The sequence below is a fragment of the Curtobacterium sp. MCPF17_046 genome, from assembly GCF_003224295.1.
Lineage (GTDB): Bacteria > Actinomycetota > Actinomycetes > Actinomycetales > Microbacteriaceae > Curtobacterium.
The window spans coordinates 1-19,269 of record NZ_QKLB01000017.1 but is presented as its reverse complement, the minus strand read 5'-3'; the positions used below and the strand labels follow the sequence as shown (position 1 = coordinate 19,269).

Sequence of the window (19,269 nt, the reverse complement as noted above, 5' to 3'; positions counted from 1 at the left end):
ATGTGCGGACCGCGCCCGCCGCAGGGCCGCGAGCGGGGCCTCCCGGAGGGGTCCGTACAGCTCGTCCAGCCGGAACCCATGTCATCCGCGAGCCCCACCGTTATGGTTCTCCCCGTGACGAACGCACCCGAGGAGACCAGGCCCCGCCGTGCCGACCGCGCCGTGCCGCCCCGCCACGGGCGCCGGAAGCGCCACTGGGGAGCCGTCCTCCCTGCGGTGGCAGGCGTCCTCACCATGGCCGTGCTGCTGAGCGGTGGGTACGCGGCCTACGCGTACAACCGGCTCGCGAGCAGCGTCACGAAGGTCGACGCGATCGGCAGTGCGCCGCCGGCGGAGGACGACGTCGACGGCAGGGCGATGAACATCCTGCTCGTCGGTGACGACCACCGACCGGACAACGCCACCCCCGAGCAGCTCGCCGAGCTCAGCACCGAGTCGGACGGCGGCGCGACCAACACCGACACGATGATCGTCCTGCACATCGCCGCCGACGGCCGCAGCGCGACGATGATCTCGTTCCCGCGTGACTCGTACGTCGACATCCCGGACGTCGGCAAGGGCAAGCTCAACAGCGCCTTCGAGTACGGCACCCGCGACGGCGGCGGCGACTCCGGTGGTGCGAGGAAGCTCATCGCCACGATCCAGGACCTCAGCGGGCTGACGATCGACCACTACGTGCGGGTGTCGCTGCTCGGCTTCTACGAGATCGTCAAGCAGCTCGGCCCGGTCAACGTCTGCCTCAACCAGCCCGCCAAGGACGCCTTCTCCGGCGTCGACCTGCCCGCCGGGGTCTCGCAGCTGGACGCCAAGCAGGCGCTGTCCTTCGTCCGCCAGCGGCACGGCCTGCCGGGAGGCGACCTCGACCGCCAGGTCCGACAGCAGTACTTCCTCTCGCAGGAGGCGCGCAAGATCCTGTCGGCCGGCACGCTCCTCAACCCGGTGAAGACCACGAAGATCATCGACGCGATCGGTGACTCGGTGGAGACCGACCAGGGCCTCGACCTCCTCGCGCTCGCGCGGCAGATGAGCAACCTCCGCCCGTCGAACATCAAGTCCGCGACCATCCCGATCCTCGGCACCCCGACGGTCTACCCGAACGGGTACGCGCTCTCCGTGGTCGAGGTCGACACCGCCGGCATGCCCGCCTTCGTCCAGGGCCTCGTCGGGGAGCCGCCCGCGTACACCGATGCGAAGGCCGCTGACCCGGCGTCCGTGTCCGTCACCGTCACCAACGGAAGCGGTGTCACCGGCGCCGCGGCCACCGCGAGCGGCGTGCTCACCAGACGCGGGTTCCAGGTCGGGACGCCCGGCTCCTCGGCGACGACGGCCACGACGATGGTCCAGTACCCGGCCGGCCAGGAGGCCCAGGCCAAGGCCGTCGCGTCCGTGGTCCCCGGCGCGGTCCCGGTCCAGAGCACTGCGGTGCAGGGGGTCACCCTGGTCCTCGGCACGGACGGCGCGATGCCCTCCGCTCCCGCTGCGGCGCAGCCGTCGGAGGAGGCCCAGCCGTCCCAGCCGTCGGAGGAGGCCGAGGCGTCGAAGCCGGCCGAGCCCGCGGAACCCAGCCCCTCGTCCACCGCGGTGCACGAGTTCGGCCAGGAAGGCGTCTGCATCAACTGAGGGTGGCACACCGACGCACGACGGGCGGCGGCGCCCCGGTGCCTCCGGGTAGGTTCGACGGGTGACCAGCACCGCGCGCCCGATCACCCTCATGACCTACAACATCAAGAACCCGGACCCGGCGCACGACTGGCCCGCTCGCCGCCCGGTCGTCCTCGACCTCATCCGCCGGCACGACCCGGACCTGGTGTGCGTGCAGGAGGCGTTCGACCACCAGATGGACGACCTCCGCGCCGGGCTGCCCGACCACGCCGACATCGGTCAGGGTCGCGAGGGCGGCACGGCGGGCGAGCACGCCGCCGTGTTCTACCGACGCGACCGCTTCCGTCCCGCCGCGTCGGGGTCGTTCTGGCTGTCCGACACCCCGGACGAGCCGGTCTCGAACACGTGGGGCAGCAAGTACCCGCGCATCGCGAACCACGTGGAGTTCCTCGATGCGGAAGGCCCGGCCTTCACGCTGCTGACCACGCACCTGGACCACGAACCGGGCCCGCACGGGGACGAGGTCCGCGGGCGCAGCGCCGCGCTGATCGTCCAGCGGCTGTCGGTCGTCGACGGACCGGTCGTGTTCGCCGGCGACTGCAACGAGCCGTCCGGGTCCGGTCCGGCGTCGCGGGTCTTCGCCGAGGCCGGGTACACCGACGCGTGGATCGTCGCCGGTGACCCCGAGGACCGGACGGCGTCCTACAACGAGTGGCAGCCGCCGGTGCCGAGCGGGGAGCGCATCGACTGGGTGCTCACCCGCGGGGTGGCCGGTGTCGACCGCGTCGTGATCGACCACGACGGCCCCGAGAGCTGGTTCGCGAGCGACCACTTCCCGGTCGTGGCGACGATCCGCATCTGAGCGGGGCGGCGACGTCGGGCGGTCAGCAGCCCCGCGTCGCGCGGACCGGCATCGGCGACCCGATGACGGTCACGGTGGACTCCTGCGTCAGGACGGACACGCCGTTCTCGCCGGCGCCCTTGCGCTCCGACGGCCACCCCGGAGCGAGTAGCAGCTGCCAGGCCTCGGCGTCCTCGGAGCCCAGCGACTCGCGCTCGTCCGCCGCGGCGTCCTCGATGCGGGAACGGACGTCGTCGCCGACCTGCACGCCGTGCGGACCAGAGAGTTCGACGGAGGTGCCGAGCCGGGAGCGGACGTGGTCGCGCAGGACCCGGATCTCGACGCGGTTGCCGGCCGCTGCGGGCTCGCGCAGCGCGGCGACCCGGAGGGCTCCGCCCCAGGTCGAGGTCGTGCTCGCCGGGACGCACCGACCGGCGTCGCCGACCGCGGTCTGCGTGCGCGCCGGCGTGCCGAGCAGCCGGTTCAGGACGCCGACCGTGTGCTTCGCGTCACGCATCGAGACGACCGAGACCATGCGGTCGTCGGCGCGCAGGACGATCGACTCGGCGGCGAGTTCGACCGAGTCGACGGTGCGGAGCGCGGCGCCGGACACGGGACGCCAGCTGGGGACCGGAGTGGACGTCGCGGTCGGGGTGGCCTCCGCCGCCGCCGCTCGGCCCGCGTCGTGACCGGGCAGACGGTCCACGGAGGCGCCACCCGCCACGAGGGCGAGCACCACGGCGCCGATCGCCGTCACGGTCCTGGGAGTCACCCGCTCGACGGTAGCCGCCAGCGCCCTGGTGGACGACGGGTGTTACCGAAACGGAGCCGCACCGTCACCGGACCGTGACATTCCGGGCCTGCGGTCCCGCCGGGTCCCGGACGCGGCCGGGGACCGTCGCGTAGCGTCGTCGACATGGCGGAGTACGTGGTGGACAGCACGGGTGACAACGCGGCGCACGGCGTCGACCTCGTCGACGGCGACGCGCCGCCCGTGCGGATGATCGTGCACGGTGACCTGCCCGACACGCTCGACCACGACGGCCGGACCTGGGCGCGCACGGGCGACGCGGAGGACCAGGGCGACGACGCGCCGCCGATCACGGTCTACCGCCCGCTCTGAACCACAGCCGGCCCGGCCCGGACGTGATCCGGACTGCGCGGCGGGGGACAGCCTCCTGAGCGGGGGCGGGTGCGCGGGTGCGTACCGTCTGGCGCATGACGGACCAGCGGATCGACCAGTACACCATGCAGGACCCGACGAAGCTCTACGCCGACAAGAAGCCGGACGAGCAGTACCTCGAGGGTGCCGGCACCGACGCCGAGATGGCGGAGAACGTGCCCGCCGACCACGGCGAGGACACCTACCGCGGCTCGGGTCGACTCGAGGGCCGCAAGGCGCTCATCACCGGCGGCGACTCGGGCATCGGTGCCGCCGTCGCCATCGCCTACGCCCGTGAGGGTGCCGACGTCGCCATCGGCTACCTCCCCGAGGAGCAGGAGGACGCCGACCGCATCGTCGCCCTCATCGAGGCAGCCGGTCGCAAGGCCGTCGCGCTGCCGGGTGACATCACGGACCTGGCGTTCTGCGAGCAGCTCGTCGCGTCCGCCGTCGAGCAGCTCGGCGGTCTCGACATCCTCGTGAACAACGCCGGCAAGCAGCAGAACGTCGACGACATCACGAAGATCTCCGACGAGGAGTTCGACGAGACGTTCAAGACGAACGCGTACGCCACCTTCCGCATCACGAAGGCCGCCGTGCCGCACCTCAAGCCGGGTTCGACGATCATCAACACGACGTCGATCCAGGCCTACGCGCCGTCGCCGCACCTGGTGCACTACGCCGCCACCAAGGCGACCGTCAACAACCTCGCGAAGGGCCTCGCCGCGCAGCTCGCGCCGAAGGGCATCCGCGTGAACGCCGTCGCACCGGGTCCGATCTGGACCCCGCTGCAGCCGGCCGGTGGCCAGCCGTCCGACGCGCTGCCGTCCGCGGGTGAGCAGACCTACCTCGGCCGCTGGGGTCAGCCCGCCGAGCTCGCGCCGGCGTTCGTGTTCCTCGCGAGCGGCGAGTCGTCCTACGTGGTGGGCGAGACGCTGCACGTCGACGGCGGCATGCCGACGCCGTAATCACTGCTCGGCGGGACGCCGACACGACGGGAGGCCCTCGGCTCTGCAGCCGCGGGCCTCCCGTCGTCCGGGCACCCGACGATCAGTGTGTCCCGCAGGTCCGCGCCATCGTCTCGAGGAGTTCCCGGGCGGCGAGGGCCGCCGCGAGCTCGACCTCGACGGGGTTGATGCCGACGGCCTCCTCGAACTCGCGGCGCCGGGCCTGCAGTGCCACGGGCACCTCGGGGCGTTGCGGCAGGACGGCGATCGCGGCGGCCGCGGCCTCGAAGGCACCGTCGGGACGGCCGAGGTGCTCCCACATCGTGCGGACGTCGTGCGCCACCTGCTCGGGCGTGCTGCCGAACTCGAAGCCCGCGGAGGCCATCGTCGCGAGTCCGTGGGCGGTGGAGTCGTTCGGGGACATGGCGGCATCGTCACACATCCGGACGGGACACGCCCGTGCCGGACACCGCCGCTCGCCGTACTCCGTTGTCCCCCATCTTGCCGACCCCCGTACCGGGGATGCTCGTCGCCCGCGATCTACGGGAGGATCGAGGTGCGGACAGGACGTCCGCACCCCCGGACGCCTCGGCCACGACCTGACCGTGCTCGTCCCGGACACGGAGGGCACGATGCTCGAGGACACCAGCGCCGACACGATGGCCGCAGCTGCGGCCGCGGCGACCCTGCACCTGCGGATCAGGATCGTCGGTGCGACCGTCGACCTGCTCCGTGACATCCCCTTCCACGAGGCGCGACCCGAGCACGTCGCCGAGCGGCTCGACATCAGCACGTCCGAGCTGCACCAGCACTTCCCGTCGTGGGACGGCCTCGTCCTGGCCGCCCTCGACCGGTGGAACGGCGCGCGGATGGACGAGGTGACGCGCGAGGTCGGTGACGGCAGCACCGTCGAACTCCTGCGCGCCATCGTCGCCTCGAACGCCGAGGACCCCGCGCTCATGCGGTTGCTCGTCGCCCTGCTCAGCGTGGCCGGCAACCCGGAGCACCCGATGTCGAGCTACCTCCGCTCGCGTTACCAGCTGTTCTTCGCGCAGGTGAAGCGCGGCCTGGAGCACGACATCGCCCTCGGCCGTGCGCCGCACACGATGGACCCCCGCCGCGGTGCTGAGCAGCTCATCGCCCTGTACGAGGGGCTGCAGCTGCAGGCGCTCCTGCGCAGCGAGCTCGACCTCGTCGCGGCCTTCGACCGCGCGGTGGCGCGGCTCGAGCGCGGCTGGATGGAGCGGTACGAGGCGCAGGCACAGCGTCGGCTGTCGACCTGGTCCGACGTGTCCTGGTCGGACGACGAGAACTGGTCGGTCTGACGCTCGTCGCCGACGTCCGGCGCTGACACGGCGCCGGCTGGCCGCTGCCCGCATCCGCTGGGTCGGTGCCGAGGGAGCTCCGGGTAGGCCGGGAGGCCCAACGGAAGGAACCGATCGTGGCAGCACCGAACCCCATCCAGATCCAGAAGTACCTGAGCGGCATCGACTACCCCGCCTCGAAGGACGACGTCGTGTCGACCGCCGAGAAGGAGAGCGCCCCCGACGACGTGCTCGAGGCGCTCCGTGCGATCCCGGACGGTCAGTACGACGGCCCCACGGACGTGTCCAAGGCCGTCTCGGACGCGAACTAGCGCGCCACCGCCGGGCCCGCAGGGGCAGCATCCGCGCTGAGCGACAGCGCACGTGGGATCGACCCCGTGCGGTGTCGCTCAGTGCGAACGGCGGGCAGTGTGTGCGGGCGCGGGCGTCGGACGCGTCACCATCGCGGGACGGACCCGTTCCCGGGGTCGTAGCCGGAGTCGCGGATGACCGGCAGCGCGGTGGTGTCGCTGTGTACCGAGTGCACATGGATGCGGCGGCCGCGACGCAGGGCGCGACGTGCCCCCGGCGTCGCGAAGAGCCCGCCGAGCACGAGCCCCGCGCCGATGGCGAGCGCCACGGTCACCGCCGACCCGAAGTCGAGCACCGAGCTGGACGACCCGCTCATCACGTTGAGCAGGGCGTTCGACACCGCGACACCGGGCAGGAGCGCGCCGCAGAAGGCCGGCACCGCGATCGCCGCGACGGCCGTCCGCATCCGCACCGCGGCGTACGTCGAGAGCACGCCGAGCAGCACCGAGGCCAGGAAGGTCGCCCCGAGCAGCGGGAGCCCGAACGCCTTGAGCTGCCAGAGCGCCGCCCCCGCCGCCACGGAGAGCACCACCGCGACCGGGATCACGCGGGCGCTCGCCTGCTGCACGAAGCAGTTCGCCCCGGCCGAGACCACGGTCAGGGACAGGGACGCCCACAGCGGCAGGGCCTGCGTGACGATGCCGGACGGGTCGACCTCGAGCCGCAGCCAGTGCGTCATCGCGATGCCCGCCGGCACCCCGACGACGATCGCCGCGATGAGCATCCCGATCGTGAAGGCCCGGGCCACCGCCATCGCCCGGAACCCGGAGATCGCGTCCTGCGCCCACGTGACGAGTTGCACGTGCGGGAGCAGGAGCACCACGAGGGCGGCCACCATCGTCGCCGCGCCGGTCGGGGTGAGCACGTCCGCCCAGATCGCGAGCGTGCCGATCACCGAGGCGACGGCACCCTGGGCACCGGAGACGAAGAACTGCGGGTAACCCCGTCCGGTCAGCCACCGCCCCGACACGATGATCCCGAGCATGAGGACGAAGGCCCCGACACCCGCCCGCCAGCCACCACCGGCCTGCATCGCGATCGAGGTGCCGAGCACGGAGAGCCCGACGTCGGCGAGCCACGTCGGCCACCGCGGCGGCATCCGGAGCACCGCGACGAGGGCGCTCACGGCGCTGGTCATGTCGCGGTCGTCGTGGATGACGTCGTCGACGATCTGGTTCGCCCACGCCAGCCGCGCCAGGTCCGCGCCGTCGGACCGGGTGCTGCGCACCTTGACGAGCGGCGGACCCTCCACGGGGGAGTACTGGATCGTCACCGCGCTGCCGGAGAAGTCGAGGTCGAGCGGCGCGAGGTTCCACTTCGTCGCGACCGCGATCACCGCCGTCTCGACGCTCCGGGTGTCGGCACCGGACGCGAGCATCACCTCGGCCAGGTCGAGACAGAAGTCGACGATCTGGCGGGCGGAGTACTGCTCCCGCAGCGACCTGGTGTCCGGCGCGACGTGCTCGTAGATGGTGCCGCGGAGCCGTGCGCGGATGTCCCGCATGTCGTGCTGGGCGACGCTCCGCGCCTTCGATCGCGGTCGGGGTGGACGGCCCGGCCGCGGGCCGGGCAGGAGCGGTTCGGCCATCAGACCATTGTGCATCCCACCCGTGGGGAGACGGACGGGAGGCTGTCCACCGGTCCGGTGGACAGCCTCCCGTCAGTGCGTTGCTCGGCGCTTACTGCTCGAACGTCGCGTGCAGCTCGATGTCGACGCCGGTGAGGGCCTTGCTGACCGGGCAGGTCGCCTTCGCCTCGTCGGCCGCCTTCAGGAAGGCCGCCTCGTCGATGCCGGAGACCTCGCCGGAGACGGTGAGGACGATCCCGGTGAGCTTGAAGCCGCCGGCCGAGTCCGGGCCGAGCGAGACGTCGGCCTTGACGTCGAGGGACTCGACGGTGCCGCCGGCCTCGCCGAGGATCGCCGAGAACTGCATCGCGTAGCAGGACGAGTGCGCTGCGGCGATGAGCTCCTCGGGGCTGGTGGTGCCGCCGGCCTCGTCAGCGGCGCGCTTCGGGAAGGACACGTCGTAGGTGCCGACCTTCGAGCTGGAGAGTTCGACCTGGCCGGAGCCGTCGTTCAGGCCGCCGTTCCAAGCAGTGCGTGCGGTGCGCGTGGGCATGGCCGCTCCTTTCGTCGGGGTGCGGGCCGGATGCGACCCTCGTGGCCGAGTCAACCGGAGAACGACCGTTCTCGCAACCGATGCACAGGCGGGACGCAGGATGCCACCGCTGCTCGTCCCACGGCCCCCGCACCCGCTCCGCCGAGATGGACGACAGGTGTAGCTTTGCGGCATGCGTGCAGTCGTGTTCGAGCAGTACCAGACGTTCCCCTCCCTCACCGAGGTCGAGAAGCCCACGCCCGGGCCCGGCGAGGTGCTCCTCAAGGTCGCCGGTGCCGGTGCGTGCCACTCCGACGTCGCCGTCTACCGCGAGTTCCAGGAGGGGCAGCCCGGCGCACAGCGGCCCGGGTTCGTCCTCGGGCACGAGAACTCCGGCTGGGTCGAGTCCGTCGGGGAGGGCGTCACCGGCTTCGCGGAGGGCGACGCGTACCTGGTCTACGGGCCGGTCGGCTGCGGGCACTGCCGGTACTGCTCGAAGGGGCAGGACACCTACTGCGAGAACGCCGCCACGAACCCGTACATGGCCATCGGCCTGGGGCGCGACGGCGGCATGGCGGAGTACGTGACCGTCCCCGCCCGCAACCTCGTGCCGCTCGGGGACGCCGACCCGGTCGCCGCCGCACCCCTCAGCGACGCGGCCCTCACGCCGTACCACGCGATCAAGAACTCCCTGCCGAACCTGGCCGGCGGCGGGAAGTACGCGCTCGTCGTGGGCCTGGGCGGCCTCGGGCAGATCGCCGTCCAGATCCTCACCGCGCTGACCGGCGCGACCGTCATCGCGACGGACATGAAGGAGGACGCCATGGCGCGCGCTGCCGAGCGCGGCGCGATCACCGTCCCCGGCGGTCCCGACCAGGTCGCGCGGATCCGTGAGATCACCGGCGGGAAGGGCGTCGACGCGGCGTTCGACTTCGTCGGCGCGACCCCGACCATCAAGACCGCGCAGGCGTCGATGGCCGTCGGCGGCCGCTTCACCGTGGTCGGCATCGCCGGCGGCACCACCGAGTGGGACTTCTTCTCGACGCCGTACGAGTCGACGATCACGAACACCTACTGGGGCACCATCGAGGACCTGCACGACGTCGTCGCCATGTACCGCGCGGGGCAGATCGAGCCGGACGTCGAGCGGTACGCCCTCGCCGACGCGCTCGAGGCGTACCGCAAGCTCGAGGCCGGCGAGCTGTCCGGCCGCGCGGTGGTCGTCCCGACGCTCTGACCGATCGGGAAGGGCACCGTCGAGTGGACGGGGCTGGCGACGGTCCTCTCGGTGATCGTCGCGGCCCGCTCAGCAAGGGCACGCGCTTCGGGAAGATGCTCTACGCATCGTGGGAGGACGTCACGATCGGCATCGCCGGCCCCCGCGTGGGGAAGACGACCGCGCTGGTCGTTCCGGCAATCCTCCCCGCTCCCCGCGCCCTGTTGACGACGTCGAACAAGCCCGACACCGTCGAGACGACCCGGAAGCTGCGCGACGAGGTCGGCACGACGTGGGTGTTCGACCCGCAGCAGGTCATCGACGAGGAACCCACCTGGTGGTGGAACCCGCTCGCCTACGTCACCGACGACACCACGGCCGCGAAGCTGGCCGGGCACTTCGCCGCCGGCTCCCGCGAGCCCGGGGACAAGGGCGATGCGTACTTCGACCCCGCCGGCAAGAACCTCCTCGCCGGCATGCTGCTCGCTGCCGCCCTCGACGGCCGCGCGATCACCGACATGTTCACCTGGCTGACCGACCCCGACAACCGCGAGATGGTGTCGGTCCTCCGGAACGGTGGCTACCCGCTCGTCGCGGACGCCGTCGAGTCGGAGACTCGCGCCCCTGAGCGGCAGCGCGCCGGTGTGTACGGCACGGCTCGGAAGATGGCGGGCTGCCTGCAGAACAGCCGCATCGGCCGGTGGCTGACGCCCGTCGGCGGGAACATGCGCGGCGACCGCCGCCCGCAGTCCAACCCCGACGAGTTCGTGCGCGGCACCGACACCCTCTACTCACTCTCGAAGGAGGGTGAGGGCACCGCCGCACCGTTGGTGACCGCGCTGACGGTCGCCGTTGTCGAGGCAGGCGAGCGCCTGGCGAAGACGCAGCCCGGCGGCCGCATTGCCACGCCGCTGCTGTGCATCCTCGACGAGGCCGCCAACGTGTGCCGGTGGAAGGATCTCCCGGACCTGTACTCGCAATACGGGTCGCGCGGGATCCCGATCATGTCGATCTTCCAGTCCTGGTCCCAGGGCGTCGACGTGTTCTCCCTCGCCGGCATGCGGAAGCTGTTCAGCGCCGCCAACGAGGTCGTGTACCTCGGCGGTGTCAAGGAGGTTGAGTTCCTGCGCGAGCTGTCAGGGATGGTGTTCACCTGGGCTGTTTGGTTCTCGTACACAGCTCAGACCGGCTGGGTCGCCTCCTGCCCTGGCTGGCCCCGTACGGCGTCGTAGGATTTCTCATCCTCGGCGCCATTGCACAGCCGTTCTCGCGGACCGCGCTTGCCGTCGACGTACCCATAGGGGTGCAGGTCCTCTGGGTTCTCTGCTCTAGCTACGCCAGCACACGGCGGCGTACCAGTACGAAACTGGAGTGTGCGTGGGGCAGGCCGTCGACTTGCGGCTCGCGAAGTAGTGCTCCGTTATGCAAGGGGAAGACGAGACGCGCGCGAGAATAAGCCACCTCAGCCAGCCTTCGAGCAGGGCCGAAGCAGTGCGGTCGCACGCCTACGGAAGCTGCTGCGATCCAGTCACTCAGAGTGGCCGAGTGGCCGAGTGACCGAGTGACCGAAGAGTCGAAACACGACCAGACGCAGCCCGGTTGCCGATCGCCGATGGGCGTTCCATATGGGGATCGTCTAGCGGACGTCCTCGGCCATGGCGTCGTCCGTGTTCATCGGGTCAGTACAGCTCCCGCTTCACAATTCGCCGTGCCTCGACCGTGCCGGAACAGAATCTCAACTATCCTTCGTGCGACCAGGAGGACTACCAATGAACGACGCGTTGGCGCCGCATCCGAACCTCAGCGGACCCGACAGGCCGAAGCGGACGCTCGGGTGTGGCGCGGTCGCGAGCATCGGTTGCGGAGGAATCGTGCTCATCTCAGTACTCTTCGGCGTGCTTTCGACGATCGGCAACGGTAGTGACGATGACGCCAGCGCTGGGGCGGACGACAGCGCCTCGAAGTACACGCAGACGTGGGGCAAGCAGTACTCCGACACGACCTGCTCCGACTGGAACGGTGAGATGACTGGGCAGCAGCAGTTCGCCGCGGCCGCCGATATCCTCACCTCAGCGCGCAACAAGATCGATGACGGCACCGGGTTGCCGTCAGATGCACTGGTCCGCGAGTTCGAGGGCGGTATTACCACCGTTTGCGTCGAACCCACGATGACCCTGACCGACGCAACTTACGGCCTTTACGCGACCGAGCCGCGCTTCCACCCGTGAAGAACGCTCCGTGAGCCCGCATGTGGCCACAGCGAGTACAGAGCTCGGAACCGCAGGACTCACCACTCAAGCGAGGAGCAGAACATGGGACGACCGAAGGACGACTGGACCGAGCAGCTGATGAACGAGGAGATGGACTCCCTGGGTGAGGGGGCGCGGCGCGAAATGCTCAACTACGGAGACAGTGACGACGACCCCACGCCCGAAGGCTCTTGACCGCGTCACTTAGCTGGAGAAGCGTGCTTGTCGAGCGCCGAGAGGGCCGTCGCGATGCTCGGAGCGGTCATCTGCTGGTCACCGAATGCATCGCACTGACTTAGCTGACCAGTGCAGCGGAACGGCGGGGCTACACGGTTGTTGAAACGGGGAAGACCGTTCCCTATGGGACGGCGACGATCTCGAGGAAGGTCTGCTCAGTCACGATTTCGATCGACTGGCCTGTGGCGGCGAGGTCCTTGGCTCGCTGAACCTTCCCGCTGAGGGTGGTTCCGGAACGCAGGGTTGCGGGATCGAAGCCCCCCATCACGACGAGGGTGGTCTTCTTGGTCACGTTGTTTGCAATGACCGCTCCGAACGAAGCGACCAGTGTCTGTGCTTCGGTGCGGGTGTAGCTATCGAGGTCGCCGGAGAAGCAGACCACCTCGCCGAACAGGGGATGAGCTGGGTCAGCCTCGGCAGCCGGCTGAGGGAGGTCGGCCTTGCGCTGATACGGGCGCCCAGCCCGCGCGGCGCTCTTCGACCGCGTGGGCACTGCCGCCCACAGTTCCTCGACGCTGTCGATTCCTTGCTCCTCAGCGATCCGCAGGATGATCAACGCACACGCGAGCGAGTCAGCGCCGGCTTCGTGGTGGTGGAAGTCCGGCAGGGCAAAGTGTTCAACGACCAGGGGAAGCCGATGGCTGGGCAGCTTGCAGTGGTGCCGTACGACTGCAAGCGCATCCAGGAAGTTCAACTGCGGGTCGGGGGTCTCGGTGAGGGCGTTTGCTGCGTTGTAGACCCCCTTGTCGAAGGGGCTGTACGCGACGACGGGAAGCCCGTTCGTGACGGAGCGCAGATGCTCGAGCGTTTCAGGCCATGTTGGTGCGCCGTCGACGTCGTCCGGGCCGATGCCGTGCAGGTAGGTGTTTGTGAAGTCCAGCCCGGTGGGCGGTTCGACGAACCAGGAGGTGGTGGACTGCACGACCCCATCGATGACTCTGGTGATTCCAACGGCACAGACCGAGGCGCGGTCGAAGTTGGCCGTCTCGAAGTCGAGGGCGACGAAGCTCAGCGTCATGCTCGAAGCATAGGTGAGCACATCTCGCTCGACGGTCCCCAAACGGCGTCCTGCGTTACGCCGCCGCTGCCTCGCCGTCTGCTGCAGCGGGGGCAATGGGGACGGCGGGGAGCGCCAGCATTCGGTAGAGGGTAGTCCGATCGATGCCGAGATCGCGAGCGACGGCAGCCTTCGGGACTCCCGTGCTCACAAGTCGGTGTGCCTCGGCGATCTGGACGTCGGTCAGCTTGCGAACACGGCGTTCGCACTTGCCGGCGGTTCTGGCGATGCGGATGCCCTCGCGTTGCCGCTCGCGGATGAGAGTGCGTTCGAACTCGGCGAAGGCGCCGAGGAGGTTGAGCATGAGCCGGCCGATCGCATCGTCGGTGTCGCGGCTGTAGATTTGCTGCTCCTTGACGAACTCGACCGACGCTCCCTTGGCGGTGATCTCGTCGACGATGTCGCGCAGGTCCCCGAACGCGCGAGCCTGTCCATCGATGCGACTCGGACCGTGTCACCATCGCGGACGTAGCGAATGCAGTCGAGTAACGCTGCTCGGTCAGTGCGGGAGTCGCCCGACACCTTCTCCTCGAACACGCGATCAACGTCTCCGATTGCCTCGAACTGCCGGTCGAGGTTCTGATCCGTCGAACACACCCGCACGTAGGCGACAGTCTGCGTCTTGTGTTGCACCACGTCTAGACCCTCGCGCACATCTGCAGCAGAAGGTCTAAGAGGGACCCCAGAACCACACAAAATCGCTACTCCTACCTCTGTTGCGTTGGGGTATACCTCAGCACCACACCATCGAATGCAGCCCACTCGAGCATGCACATACGTCCGCTTCGGTGAGCCTCCTAGCGGCGATGCCAGCGGCTCCGTACCGCCGGGGACGCCCAGAGCTCGCCGGACGGAACCGAAGCCATTGAACCCGACATAGCACCGATTGAGCGAGTCTTCGTCAACCTCATGTGGAATGATGCGGTCCATGGTCGTAGAAGATGATCTCCTCGCACATCTCGCGAAATTCGAGACCGCACCTTTCCTGTTCGTGGGAAGCGGGTTATCTCGCAGGTACTTATCTACGGATGACTGGATGGGCTTGCTCCGACGGTTCGCGGAGAAAACCGATTACCCGTTCGAGAGGTATCGCGCGGATGCGAGCAAAGATGCGGGACAAATGGCTTCGGCGATAGCGGCTCGTTTCAACCCCATTTGGTGGGAGTCTGACCTCTATCGAACGAGCAGGGGTAGATTTCCCGATCCCGAGACTGCGCAGTCACCCTTAAAGATCGAGGTTGCGAAGCATTTAGGCGAAGCGGTAGCGAGCATTCCGCAGTCGGGAAAGCTTTCCGATGAATTGGCGTTGCTGAGAAGTGCAGTTGTTGAAGGTATTATCACTACCAATTATGACACGCTGCTGGAAACCTTGTTTCCAAGCTTTACGGTTTACGCGGGTCAAGACGAGTTGCTTTTCAATAATTCTTTCGGAATTGGGGAAATATTCAAGATTCACGGCAGTTCGGACATACCTGAAAGCATCATTCTAACGGCCGAAGACTTCTCGCGCTTCAATGACCGTAATAAATACCTGGCGGCGAAGCTGCTGACGATATTCGTAGAGCACCCCATCGTATTTCTCGGCTACTCACTACCGGACCCAAATATCCAGGAAATTTTACTGAATATTGCAGAAGTGCTTACGGCTGAAAATTTCAGCAAGCTCCAAGATCGACTGATATTCATTCAGTGGTCCCCGGAGCCCATTGTGAGCGAAATGATCCATACCTTCCATTCTGTTGATGGAAATACGATTCCCATCATATCCGTGCCAGTCGATGATTTCGAGGGAGTTTTTCGGGCGCTGAGTGGGCTAAAGCCGCGCCTACCAGCTGGCGTTCTGCGGCGCGTCAAGGAGCAGGTCTACGACCTCGTTTCTACGAGCGAATCAAAAGGAACGCTCCTCGTTCGGGATCTGAACGAGGACGTCGACCCGGCCCAGGTCGAGATTGTTATTGGCGTTGGAGTCCGTCAGAAGCTCGCTCTACAAGGTCTTGTGGGGTGGGACCGAAAACAAGTTATGTTTGAGACACTCGAGCATAACCTTTCGGGCAATCAGGAAGCAATGCAGACGGTCGCCCGTGATGTGCTCCCGCAACACCTATCAGGTTCAACAAATTGCACGATATTCTACTATCTTGCTGGAGCGGGACGCCTTGATTCTCATGGCAAAATAACTGACCCAAGCGGCTTGCACACTCGAGTAATTGGCCGTGCGGCCGATGCGGGTGGCCATCTGCGCTTCCCGGAAGGTCTTCCCAAAAAATACGCATTGCTCGGCAAGCGCTTCGACTCCTTCGAGGCAATGTCTGCTGAAGTGGATCCTCAAACTTGCTTGCAAGTGCTTCAGGTCATCGAACTCGAAAAGGTCGACGAAGAACACCTGCGCGGTTACCTGCGGCGACACTATGAAGAAACTCCGGGCGGAAAGCCAACGACTCTCTGGGCGAAGGCGGTCTGTATCTACGATGCTATCGCCTTTGGTTCATTGAGAAAGCAAGAAGCTGCCGTATAGCTACGCTCTGTGAATCTCTCGACCGTTGAGTAGCAATCAGTTGCTGTCGGCGGCGGCGGCCGTCGCTGATTCGCGCACTGACATAAGGGGCGACTATCGGCGCGATCAGCAACGGCCGGCGACCCCGAGGGGTGGCCGGCCGCTGTCGTGTGGGGGAGTGGCGTCAGTGTGCGGCGTCGTACGCGTCGCGGACGGCCTGGCTGATCCGTCCACGGGATGAGACCTCGTGGCCGTTAGCTGCAGCCCACTCGCGGATCTTGCCAAGCTCCTCCGAGTTCCCGCGCTTGGGGGCACTGCCGGAGGAGGTGCGGCCGCTGCGGTTGCCGGTCTTGCGGGCGGCGGCGATGTAGTCGGAGAGCGCTTCGCGGAGCTGGTCCGCGTTGTCGTCGGTGAGGTCAATCTCGTAGTTGGCGCCATCGAATCCGAAGGACACGGTGCGACCCTTGCCGTCTTCAATGTTCTCGCCGGTCAGGTCGTCGACGAGCTGCGTGGTGACTTTCTGCGCCATGGGTACTGCTGCCTTTCGTAGTGGGGGAGGTACACCTCTACTGTGACATATCCAGAGCAGGTCGGGTCGCCCGGGCTGATTGTCGGCGTCACAAAGTGCTGGTGCAGAATGGTTACCGATGACTCAAAGAGCACCAGTTCCGTCCGGGTACGCCATGGCTTTGGCAGAACTCAAGCGGCAAGTGAGGGAAGCGCGTTTCTCTGCGCAGCGACGCGTCAACACTGAACTAGTGCGTCTCTACTGGGGGATCGGGTCGACGATTCTGCAGCGGCAGGAGCAAGAAGGCTGGGGGACCAACGTCATCGGTAGGCTCGCAGAAGATCTCCGTGCCGAGTTCCCGGAGATGAAGGGCTTCTCGCGCGCCAACCTCTTCTACATGCGTCGTGTCGCCGCTGCGTGGCCGGACGAGCAAGTTGTCCAACAGCTTGTTGGACAACTTCCCTGGGGGCACATCACCGTGCTCCTCGACCGGCTTGACGACCAGGAGATCCGCGAGTGGTACGCCGCACAGGCCGTGCATCACGGCTGGTCTCGGACGTCCTCGAGCACCACATCCGTACTGACGCGCACGCACGTCTCGAGGCGGCGCCGTCGAACTTCGCTGCGACGTTGCCAGCAGGGGAGTCGGACCTAGCGCAGCAGCTCACAAAGGATCCGTACGTCCTGGACTTCCTCGCGCTCGAGGGCGATGCAAAGGAGCGGCAGCTTGAGCAGGCACTCGTCGATCGCATCATCGACACACTGCGTGAGCTGGGGGAGGGGTTCGCGTTCGTGGGCCGGCAAGTGCACTTCGATTTCGACGGGGACGACTTCTTCGTCGACCTGCTGTTCTTCCACGTCGAGCAGCTCCGGTACGTCGTTATCGAGTTGAAGACCGGCAAGTTCAAGCCGGAGTACCTCGGACAGCTCGGCTTCTACGTCGCCCTCGTCGACGACAAGCTCCGCCGGTCGCAGCATGCCGACACCGTTGGCTTGCTCCTCGTCGCAGACAAGAACGACGCCGTCGTCCGGTACTCACTCGGCGCACACCAGACACCGATCGGCGTCGCCAGCTACGACCTCCTCCCGCCAGCGGTGCAAGCAGCGCTGCCCTCGGAAGCGGACCTCGTGCAAGCCCTCGAGCAGCCACCCACCGACTCCCCGCCGACTTAACCGACGTCGCGGACCGGGCCTGCTTGGCAAGCGTGTGTGTCCAGAGCTTCACCAGCGCTGCGGCCTGCTCGGCGGCTGCCGTCCAGTTGAGCGTCACGTCAGAAGAAGCGGCGTGGAACTTCGCTCGCGCTCTTGCACTGCGCTCAGCATCAGTGAACCGAGGCTTCTCGAGCCCGACGATTGCAGATAAGTAATCCGGCACTATCGCTTGCAATCGGGCGCTGGTACCTGTTCTTGGGCGAGTTGCGTGGTGGTGAACGCGCTAGCTTGCATGTCGCTATCAGAGTGCTAGCAGTGTGCTTGCATTGCCACGGTGCCGGGTTTGGACTCGAGCGCCCGATGACGCGCTTACAGTGGCTGCTGTGGATGGGGTGACGGCTCGGGCAGCTCTCGTGCACGAACTCGACGTCATCGGAGGTGACCCGGCTGAGCGGTTCGACCGTGTTGCTCGGCTGACGCGAGACGTGTTCGGTGCGCCGATGGCGTTCTTGAACCTGATCGACGACGACACCGTCTACACGCTCACCCCGCAGACATCGACTGTTACGCGGGAAATACCCGCGAGCGAGAGCTTCTGTGCGGAGACCGTGCTTCATGACGAGCCGACGTTGGTACCGGATGCTCGCGCTGATGACCGGTTCGCGGCGCTGCCGGTAGTGCAGACGCTCGGAGTGCGCTTCTACGCCGGCGCACCCGTCAGCGTGCGGGGCACCCGCGTCGGGTCGTTGTGCGTTGTGGACACGCATCCGCGGGTTCTGTCGGACAGTGACGTCGTCCTACTGCAAGACCTCGCGACGTGGGCGGGCCGGATCCTCGGCGATGACGGCAGCGACACTGGTTCGGGAACCGAGATCAGCGTTCTCGCACCTGGTCCGCTTCAGCTTCCCGGCTACGACCTCCGCGCCGAAGTGATCCCGTTCAGTGGTGCCAGCGGCGACTTCTACGACTGGACGCCCACGATCAATGGTGCCGCGATCACCCTCACCGATGTGATGGGCAAAGGCGTGGAGGCGGCCAAGCACGCCGCCTCCATCCGCGCGGCGTTCCGCGCCCAGGACCAGGAACGTCCCGCCGCCGACGTGATCAGTGCCACGGACCGAGAAATCGGCCCGGCGCTTGTGCGAGCGGATTCGTTCGCCACCGCGTTCCATGCGCACCTCGACACCGCCACAGGTTGGGTGGACTTCGGCGATGCCGGTCATGGCATCGCGATGCACCTCTCAGCGCACGGGCAACCGATACGGCTGCTTCGATCACGGGACCTCCCACTCGGGCTGCATCCCGGCGCGATGCGCCACTCCTCTGGATTCCTGGTCCTGCAACCCGGCGACGCGCTGATCGTCTGCAGCGACGGCGTCCTTGACCTGTTCGACGGGACACTCGCCTCGCTCGATCAACTCGCCGAGATGTACTGGGCTGCTCCGGACGACTTCCTTCCTCGAGTCCGTGCACTCGTTACCGAACGCAGCCCTGACGACGATGTCACCACCCTCGTTCTCGCGCGGCACTTGGCGCCAAAACAAGACGCGGCGAGCTGACAAGGACAACGAGGCATCTCGCGGCTGGTCGCGGGCATCGCGGTCAAACCCAGCGGCGTCATGCTGCTTTCCTGCCTGCCCTCGAGCGATCCTGACAATTTCTTGAGGACCTCTCGCGCGCTTGGCCGACGAGGCGTACCGTGCCGCTCAACCACTCTACGTGCGCAGCCGAGATCAGGAGGTGAGCGCATGGACGCGTCGATGCGTCGACCCCTGCGGGCAGTGATCCGGTGGGCCCTTCTGGGTTCCGGGATCGCTGCGGCGGTCGTGCTGCTCTCGCTGCTCCTGGGCGCCCGCCCGGCCGCAGCGGCGGAGGGCAAGCTCCTCGGGGTCTCGCCGAGTGGCGTCACGTCAAGTGTCGGTGGGGCCGTGCAGGGTGTCACGGGCGGTGTCGGCCAGGTGCTCGACAGCGCCGTCGCACCGGTCCGGAGCTGTCTCTTATACACATCTCCGAGCCCACGAGACATCTC

General features: G+C 67.5%; 20 protein-coding genes and 2 pseudogenes. 14 read left to right on the top strand and 8 right to left on the bottom strand.

The genetic code is table 11. The annotated features are described in order from the left end of the window. The first annotated feature begins 114 nt into the window (after positions 1–114). A complete protein-coding gene (locus tag DEJ32_RS13515; protein WP_258369064.1) occupies positions 115–1,620 on the top strand; it encodes an LCP family protein in 1,506 nt (501 codons plus the stop codon). Positions 1,621–1,681: 61 nt separating this feature from the next. Continuing rightward, positions 1,682–2,464: an endonuclease/exonuclease/phosphatase family protein gene (locus DEJ32_RS13510; RefSeq protein WP_110901635.1), complete on the top strand. Its 783-nt coding sequence runs from the start codon at positions 1,682–1,684 to the stop codon at positions 2,462–2,464. 22 nt (positions 2,465–2,486) lie between these two features. On the opposite strand, the gene DEJ32_RS13505 is transcribed toward DEJ32_RS13510, so the two are convergent. After that, positions 2,487–3,215 carry a hypothetical protein gene (locus tag DEJ32_RS13505; RefSeq protein ID WP_146234160.1) on the bottom strand — a complete coding sequence of 243 codons (729 nt, stop codon included), beginning with the start codon at positions 3,213–3,215 and terminating at the stop codon, positions 2,487–2,489. 144 nt (positions 3,216–3,359) lie between these two features. On the opposite strand from DEJ32_RS13505, the gene DEJ32_RS13500 reads away from it, so the two are divergent. Then, positions 3,360–3,566 (top strand): hypothetical protein, encoded by a 207-nt coding sequence (locus DEJ32_RS13500; RefSeq protein WP_110891225.1) that lies wholly within the window; start codon positions 3,360–3,362, stop codon positions 3,564–3,566. 95 nt (positions 3,567–3,661) lie between these two features. Continuing rightward, positions 3,662–4,573 (top strand): SDR family oxidoreductase, encoded by a 912-nt coding sequence (locus tag DEJ32_RS13495; RefSeq protein ID WP_110825594.1) that lies wholly within the window; start codon positions 3,662–3,664, stop codon positions 4,571–4,573. Positions 4,574–4,655: 82 nt separating this feature from the next. On the opposite strand, the gene DEJ32_RS13490 is transcribed toward DEJ32_RS13495, so the two are convergent. After that, complete coding sequence (locus tag DEJ32_RS13490; RefSeq protein ID WP_110825593.1) at positions 4,656–4,976, bottom strand: hypothetical protein; 321 nt, start codon at positions 4,974–4,976, stop codon at positions 4,656–4,658. A gap of 208 nt (positions 4,977–5,184) precedes the next feature. On the opposite strand from DEJ32_RS13490, the gene DEJ32_RS13485 reads away from it, so the two are divergent. Both DEJ32_RS13485 and DEJ32_RS13480 read left to right on the top strand, forming a co-directional pair. Next, entirely contained in the window at positions 5,185–5,877 is a 693-nt protein-coding gene (locus DEJ32_RS13485) for a TetR/AcrR family transcriptional regulator (RefSeq protein ID WP_181420678.1), read from the top strand. 116 nt (positions 5,878–5,993) lie between these two features. Beyond that, a complete protein-coding gene (locus DEJ32_RS13480) occupies positions 5,994–6,188 on the top strand; it encodes a DUF2795 domain-containing protein (RefSeq protein ID WP_110825591.1) in 195 nt (64 codons plus the stop codon). 125 nt (positions 6,189–6,313) lie between these two features. Here DEJ32_RS13480 and DEJ32_RS13475 read toward each other — a convergent pair whose 3' ends face one another. Both DEJ32_RS13475 and DEJ32_RS13470 read right to left on the bottom strand, forming a co-directional pair. After that, positions 6,314–7,816: a threonine/serine exporter ThrE family protein gene (locus DEJ32_RS13475; RefSeq protein WP_110891226.1), complete on the bottom strand. Its 1,503-nt coding sequence runs from the start codon at positions 7,814–7,816 to the stop codon at positions 6,314–6,316. Positions 7,817–7,907: 91 nt separating this feature from the next. Beyond that, positions 7,908–8,348: an OsmC family peroxiredoxin gene (locus tag DEJ32_RS13470; protein WP_110825588.1), complete on the bottom strand. Its 441-nt coding sequence runs from the start codon at positions 8,346–8,348 to the stop codon at positions 7,908–7,910. Between the two features lie 172 nt (positions 8,349–8,520). Here DEJ32_RS13470 and DEJ32_RS13465 point away from each other — a divergent pair, with 172 nt between their 5' ends. The 4 genes from DEJ32_RS13465 to DEJ32_RS16545 all read left to right on the top strand — a co-directional run bounded on the left by DEJ32_RS13465 (position 8,521) and on the right by DEJ32_RS16545 (position 11,987). Next, entirely contained in the window at positions 8,521–9,564 is a 1,044-nt protein-coding gene (locus DEJ32_RS13465) for an NAD(P)-dependent alcohol dehydrogenase (protein WP_110901632.1), read from the top strand. Positions 9,565–9,659: 95 nt separating this feature from the next. Next, a complete protein-coding gene (locus DEJ32_RS13460; protein WP_110901670.1) occupies positions 9,660–10,775 on the top strand; it encodes a type IV secretory system conjugative DNA transfer family protein in 1,116 nt (371 codons plus the stop codon). A 537-nt stretch (positions 10,776–11,312) separates the two neighbouring features. Next, the gene (locus DEJ32_RS13455; protein ID WP_110901631.1) at positions 11,313–11,771 is read left to right on the top strand and encodes a hypothetical protein; all 459 of its coding nucleotides are present in this window, start codon (positions 11,313–11,315) and stop codon (positions 11,769–11,771) included. A gap of 84 nt (positions 11,772–11,855) precedes the next feature. Continuing rightward, entirely contained in the window at positions 11,856–11,987 is a 132-nt protein-coding gene (locus DEJ32_RS16545; protein ID WP_258369063.1) for a hypothetical protein, read from the top strand. A gap of 163 nt (positions 11,988–12,150) precedes the next feature. Here DEJ32_RS16545 and DEJ32_RS13450 read toward each other — a convergent pair whose 3' ends face one another. The 3 genes and pseudogenes from DEJ32_RS13450 to DEJ32_RS16685 all read right to left on the bottom strand — a co-directional run. Beyond that, the gene (locus tag DEJ32_RS13450) at positions 12,151–13,047 is read right to left on the bottom strand and encodes an exonuclease domain-containing protein (protein ID WP_146234159.1); all 897 of its coding nucleotides are present in this window, start codon (positions 13,045–13,047) and stop codon (positions 12,151–12,153) included. Between the two features lie 55 nt (positions 13,048–13,102). Further along, positions 13,103–13,237, bottom strand: coding sequence for a hypothetical protein (locus tag DEJ32_RS16690; RefSeq protein WP_375342325.1), 135 nt, complete (start codon positions 13,235–13,237; stop codon positions 13,103–13,105). A 117-nt stretch (positions 13,238–13,354) separates the two neighbouring features. Continuing rightward, positions 13,355–14,016 (bottom strand): annotated as a pseudogene (locus DEJ32_RS16685) (recombinase family protein); the annotation flags it as partial. Between DEJ32_RS16685 and DEJ32_RS13440 the strand changes: the two are divergent. Beyond that, on the top strand, positions 14,015–15,601 hold the full coding sequence (locus DEJ32_RS13440) for an SIR2 family protein (protein WP_181420677.1): 1,587 nt from the start codon (positions 14,015–14,017) through the stop codon (positions 15,599–15,601). The pseudogene DEJ32_RS16685 and the gene DEJ32_RS13440 overlap by 2 nt on opposite strands. A 163-nt stretch (positions 15,602–15,764) precedes the next feature. On the opposite strand, the gene DEJ32_RS13435 is transcribed toward DEJ32_RS13440, so the two are convergent. After that, the gene (locus DEJ32_RS13435) at positions 15,765–16,109 is read right to left on the bottom strand and encodes an Lsr2 family protein (protein ID WP_110901628.1); all 345 of its coding nucleotides are present in this window, start codon (positions 16,107–16,109) and stop codon (positions 15,765–15,767) included. A 154-nt stretch (positions 16,110–16,263) separates the two neighbouring features. On the opposite strand from DEJ32_RS13435, the pseudogene DEJ32_RS13430 reads away from it, so the two are divergent. The 3 genes and pseudogenes from DEJ32_RS13430 to DEJ32_RS16405 form a co-directional block, all read left to right on the top strand. Continuing rightward, positions 16,264–17,261: pseudogene (locus tag DEJ32_RS13430) on the top strand (YhcG family protein). Between the two features lie 392 nt (positions 17,262–17,653). Next, on the top strand, positions 17,654–18,799 hold the full coding sequence (locus DEJ32_RS13425) for a GAF domain-containing SpoIIE family protein phosphatase (RefSeq protein WP_181420676.1): 1,146 nt from the start codon (positions 17,654–17,656) through the stop codon (positions 18,797–18,799). 189 nt (positions 18,800–18,988) lie between these two features. Beyond that, positions 18,989–19,269 (top strand): hypothetical protein (locus tag DEJ32_RS16405; protein ID WP_220033030.1); only part of this gene is annotated, 281 nt, incomplete at its 3' end.

Bases quoted from the DNA above. Each gene is read 5' to 3' on its own strand.
- DEJ32_RS13500 (WP_110891225.1), top strand. From the start codon at position 3,360: ATGGCGGAGTACGTGGTGGACAGCACGGGTGACAACGCGGCGCACGGC.
- DEJ32_RS13495 (WP_110825594.1), top strand. From the start codon at position 3,662: ATGACGGACCAGCGGATCGACCAGTACACCATGCAGGACCCGACGAAG.
- DEJ32_RS13490 (WP_110825593.1), bottom strand. From the start codon at position 4,976: ATGTCCCCGAACGACTCCACCGCCCACGGACTCGCGACGATGGCCTCC.
- DEJ32_RS13485 (WP_181420678.1), top strand. From the start codon at position 5,185: ATGCTCGAGGACACCAGCGCCGACACGATGGCCGCAGCTGCGGCCGCG.
- DEJ32_RS13475 (WP_110891226.1), bottom strand. From the start codon at position 7,816: ATGGCCGAACCGCTCCTGCCCGGCCCGCGGCCGGGCCGTCCACCCCGA.
- DEJ32_RS13470 (WP_110825588.1), bottom strand. From the start codon at position 8,348: ATGCCCACGCGCACCGCACGCACTGCTTGGAACGGCGGCCTGAACGAC.
- DEJ32_RS13465 (WP_110901632.1), top strand. From the start codon at position 8,521: ATGCGTGCAGTCGTGTTCGAGCAGTACCAGACGTTCCCCTCCCTCACC.
- DEJ32_RS13460 (WP_110901670.1), top strand. From the start codon at position 9,660: ATGCTCTACGCATCGTGGGAGGACGTCACGATCGGCATCGCCGGCCCC.
- DEJ32_RS13455 (WP_110901631.1), top strand. From the start codon at position 11,313: ATGAACGACGCGTTGGCGCCGCATCCGAACCTCAGCGGACCCGACAGG.
- DEJ32_RS16545 (WP_258369063.1), top strand. From the start codon at position 11,856: ATGGGACGACCGAAGGACGACTGGACCGAGCAGCTGATGAACGAGGAG.
- DEJ32_RS13450 (WP_146234159.1), bottom strand. From the start codon at position 13,047: ATGACGCTGAGCTTCGTCGCCCTCGACTTCGAGACGGCCAACTTCGAC.
- DEJ32_RS13440 (WP_181420677.1), top strand. From the start codon at position 14,015: ATGGTCGTAGAAGATGATCTCCTCGCACATCTCGCGAAATTCGAGACC.
- DEJ32_RS13435 (WP_110901628.1), bottom strand. From the start codon at position 16,109: ATGGCGCAGAAAGTCACCACGCAGCTCGTCGACGACCTGACCGGCGAG.